The 3,910-nt window shown below is 61.4% G+C and carries 3 protein-coding genes and 1 pseudogene; 1 reads left to right on the plus strand and 3 read right to left on the minus strand.

Annotation, left to right across the window (positions count from 1 at the left end; all coding sequences use genetic code 11):
• Window positions 1–46 precede the first annotated feature (46 nt).
• A complete protein-coding gene (pssA, locus tag OQK_RS24300) occupies window positions 47–1,390 on the plus strand; it encodes a CDP-diacylglycerol--serine O-phosphatidyltransferase (protein WP_016774709.1) in 1,344 nt (447 codons plus the stop codon).
• A gap of 104 nt (window positions 1,391–1,494) precedes the next feature.
• On the opposite strand, the gene efeO is transcribed toward pssA, so the two are convergent.
• From efeO to OQK_RS31705, 3 genes and pseudogenes are all read right to left on the minus strand, one after another.
• Window positions 1,495–2,319, minus strand: coding sequence for an iron uptake system protein EfeO (gene efeO, locus OQK_RS24305; protein WP_016774710.1), 825 nt, complete (start codon window positions 2,317–2,319; stop codon window positions 1,495–1,497).
• Window positions 2,320–2,345: 26 nt separating this feature from the next.
• The gene (gene efeB / locus OQK_RS24310; protein ID WP_016774711.1) at window positions 2,346–3,644 is read right to left on the minus strand and encodes an iron uptake transporter deferrochelatase/peroxidase subunit; all 1,299 of its coding nucleotides are present in this window, start codon (window positions 3,642–3,644) and stop codon (window positions 2,346–2,348) included.
• Between the two features lie 17 nt (window positions 3,645–3,661).
• A pseudogene (locus OQK_RS31705) lies at window positions 3,662–3,910 on the minus strand (iron uptake system protein EfeO); the annotation flags it as partial.

The raw sequence follows: 3,910 nt of genomic DNA on the forward strand, positions 1-3,910 counted from the left end.
ATGGTGTAAGCTCTCAAACTCTTCGGAATCGAACCTTGCGAGCCTTATGCCGTTGCTTTTCAAACGTTCTCTGCTGCCCAAACTGCGCAGCTTCGCGCTGACCGCCGAGGCGGTGAGCATTCTGTCCAGTGCTGCTGAATTCCGACGCTGCCTGCTCGAGCAAATCGCTGCAGCGACCCAGCGCATCTACATCGTCGCGCTGTATTTGCAGCAGGACGAAGCCGGCCAGGAAATCCTCGATGCCCTGCACGCGGCCAAGCTCAAGCGTCCCGAGCTGGAAATCGCCGTGGTGGTTGACTGGTTGCGCGCCCAGCGCGGCCTGATCGGCGCTGGAAAACAGCCGGGCAACGCCGCCTGGTATCAGGACATGACCCGCACGCACCAGAGCGAAGTGCCGATCTACGGCGTGCCGGTGCAGACCCGCGAGCTGTTCGGCGTGCTGCACCTCAAAGGCTTCGTGATTGACGACAAGGTGGTCTACAGCGGCGCGAGCCTCAACAACGTTTACTTGCACAAACTCGACAAGTACCGTTTCGACCGTTACCACGTGCTGCACAGTCGCGAGCTGGCGGATTCGATGCATCACCTGGTCAAGCATGGCCTGATCGAATCAAAAGCCGTGCACCGCCTCGACCTGCCCAACCTGCCGACTACCCGCAGCCTGCGCAACGACATCGGCGATCTGCGCAGCCGTCTGAAATACGCGACTTATGACACCGGCGCCGGCAGCACCAGCCGAGAAGGTCTGTCGGTCACGCCACTGCTCGGCGTCGGCAAGAACAACCCGCTGAACCGGGCGATTCTCGAGCTGATCGCCAGCGCGCAAAAGCAGCTGACCATCTGTACGCCATACTTCAACCTGCCACTGGGCGTGATCCGTGAGATCAACCGCGCGCTGGCCCGTGGCGTGAAGATCGACATTGTGGTCGGCGACAAGACCGCCAACGATTTCTACATTCCGCCGAGCGAGCCGTTCAAGGTGATCGCCGCGCTGCCGTATCTGTACGAAATCAGCCTGCGCCGCTTCGCCAAACGCCATCAGCACAGCATCGACAGCGGCCAATTGAACCTGCACTTGTGGCGCGACGGTGACAACACCTATCACCTCAAAGGCATGTGGATCGATCAGCGCTACACCTTGCTGACTGGCAACAACCTCAACCCACGGGCGTTCCGCCTGGATCTGGAAAACGCGCTGCTGATCGACGATCCGAAAGGCGAATGGCTGGAGCCAAGGGCGAACGAGCTGGAGAACATCTTCCGCCATACCACGCGGATCGACAGCTTCCAGACCCTGGAGACACTGCCGGATTACCCGGCAGGGGTGGCGAAGTTTCTCAAGCGGGTGAGTCGAGTGAGGATTGAGCGGTTGCTCTACCGGATTCTCTAGAGCGTCCGCAATTGCTTTCGCGAGCAGGCTCGCTCCCACAGGGAAATGCATTCCAACTGTGGGAGCGAGCCTGCTCGCGAAGGGGCCAGACCAGAGGCTAAAAATCAGTTCAGCCCCAACTTCCCGCGCATCATCGAAAGATCCTCCGCCAGCGTATTCACCGGCCCGACCAGCGCCTTGCGATCGTTGTCCTTGACCTTGTCATAGGTCTCAAACCCACCATCCGCCGTCTTGTACTTGGCCAGAATCCTGTCGACCGTGGCGAAGTTCTTGTCGACTTTCGCTACGAACGCCTTGTCCTGCTGTTCGATCTGCGGGCGGAACAAGTCGACGATCTTCTTGGCGCCGTCGATATTGCCCTGGAAGTCATACAGGTCGGTGTGGCTGTAGCGGTCCTCCTCGCCGGAAATCTTCGTCGCCGCCACTTCTTCCAACAGCGCAGCAGCGCCGCCAACGACTTTCTCCGGCGGAAAGGTCAGGCCGGCCACACGGGTTTGCAGATCCTGCACGTCTTTGTTCAAACCGTCGGCCAATGCATCCAGGCCCTTAGTGGACTTCTCCGCGAACAACGAATATTCGATGCGGTGGAAGCCGGTGAAATCTTCAGCCTTCACGCCTTTTTCGTGGTCGTCGACACGCGAGTCGATGGACGCATCGAGATCGCTGAACAGCTCGGCAATCGGCTCGATCGACTCGTAATACACCCGCGTCGGCGCGTAGAGCTTCTGCGCGGTGGCCAGATCGCCTTTCTTCACCGCGTCGGTGAACTGCTGGGTGTGGCTGGCCAGTTCATCGAGCTTTTCGGTGACGTAAATCTTGTAGTCCGACACCGGCCCCACCAGATCCAGCGGCGCGGTCGCGGCGAACGCCGCCAGCGGGGTGTTGAGCAAACCAAGGGTCAGCAATAACGCGAGTGGCGTTTTTTTCATGGGGCGGCTCCAGTGTCGTTTGGGTGTCATGCGGTTTTGTTTTGGGAGGTGGCAGCGAGTAACGAGCGACCGATGAAATCGTCATCGCCGGTCACGCCGGGCAGGGTGAAGAAGTAACCGCCGCCGACCGGTTTGAGATATTCCTCAAGCGGCTCGCCATTGAGGCGGGTTTGCACGGTGATAAAGCCTTTTTCCAGATCGGCCTGGTAGCAGATGAACAGCAGGCCCATGTCGAGCTGGCCGTTCTTGTTGACGCCGTTGGAGTAGTTGAACGGCCGGCGCAGGATCAGATTGGCCTGGGTCGCGGCGGTGCGCGGGTTGGCCAGACGAATGTGCGCGTCGAGCCTGGTCAGTTTGCCGGCGGGGTCCTTGCTGTAATCCGGCACTTCGCTTTCCTTGTGGCCGCCGATGGGCGCGCCGCTGCTCTTGACCCGGCCGAGAATGCTTTCCTGCTCCTGCAACGGCGTGCGATCCCAGCGCTCGACGAAGTTGCGGATGATGCGCACCGCTTGGTAACTGCCGTGGGCAGCCCAGGCCGGTTCGTCACTGTCCGGTTGTACCCAGACAATCCGCTCCATGGCCTTGGCGTCGTTGGAATCGGGGTTGGCCGAGCCATCGCGAAAACCGAGAAAGTTGCGCGCCGACTGCGCCGGTACGCCGGGTTTGGCCGGGGCTTGCGGCGGGACGCTGCCTTCCTGTTTCCAGCGCACCAGCAACAGATCAGGAAGATTCTTGACGATGTCGCGCAGGGCGTGAATGTTGGTGTCGGCGGTGTTGGCGCAGAACTGCAGACTGAGATCGCCATGGCAGCAATCGGCGTCCAGCGCATCATTGGGAAAACCGACCATGCGTTGCAGACGCCTGGGCTTCGCCACCGCCAGACCGAAGCGCTCGCCGAACAGCGAATCGCCGACGGAAACGGTGATGGTCAGATTGTCCGGGGTGACCACCGGGCCGAGAATGCCGGAGTCCAGCGGTGGCAGTTTCGGGTCGACCTGCGCGACCGGGCCGCCCTTCATCAAAAACGCGATGCGTTCGTTGAGGGTGCGGAACAGCCGCTCAAGGTCTTCGCGATCGCTGGCCAGCACATCGAACGCCACCAGCATCCCGGAGGCCGGGCGCGGGGTGACGATGCCGGCCTGGTGCACACCGTGGAAGTCGTGGCGGTCTTCGGTCTTGTCGCTGCTCGGCGCTTCGGTGACTTGCGCAGGCTGCGCGGCCATGGCCGGGCAGCTCAGCGCCGATCCGGCAAGGGCGACACCGGCGGCGCCCATGCCCATCAGCACGCGACGTCGTTGCAGGTTGAGAGGTTCTGAATCGTTCATCTGTCGTGGTCTTCTGCTTACAGGCCGGAAAGGCCGAGGGCGGGGTCGATGCCATCCATTGCCGCGGCCAGAGCCTTGGCTTTGGCGGCGATCTGCTGGCGTTGCGCGGCGGTCACGGCGTCGTAACTGACGTAGCCATCGGCGGATTTGAACGCGTTGAGCTGGTTGTCGAAGTCACTCATGGCCTGGTCGACATTCGCCAACACGTCAGCGGCGGATTTGCTCAGGATCGGCCGCAGCAGGTCGACGACCTTGCGCGCAGTCTG

Origin of the sequence: Pseudomonas sp. R62, from assembly GCF_000257605.1 — a bacterium.
In the GTDB taxonomy this organism is placed as follows: domain Bacteria; phylum Pseudomonadota; class Gammaproteobacteria; order Pseudomonadales; family Pseudomonadaceae; genus Aquipseudomonas; species Aquipseudomonas atacamensis.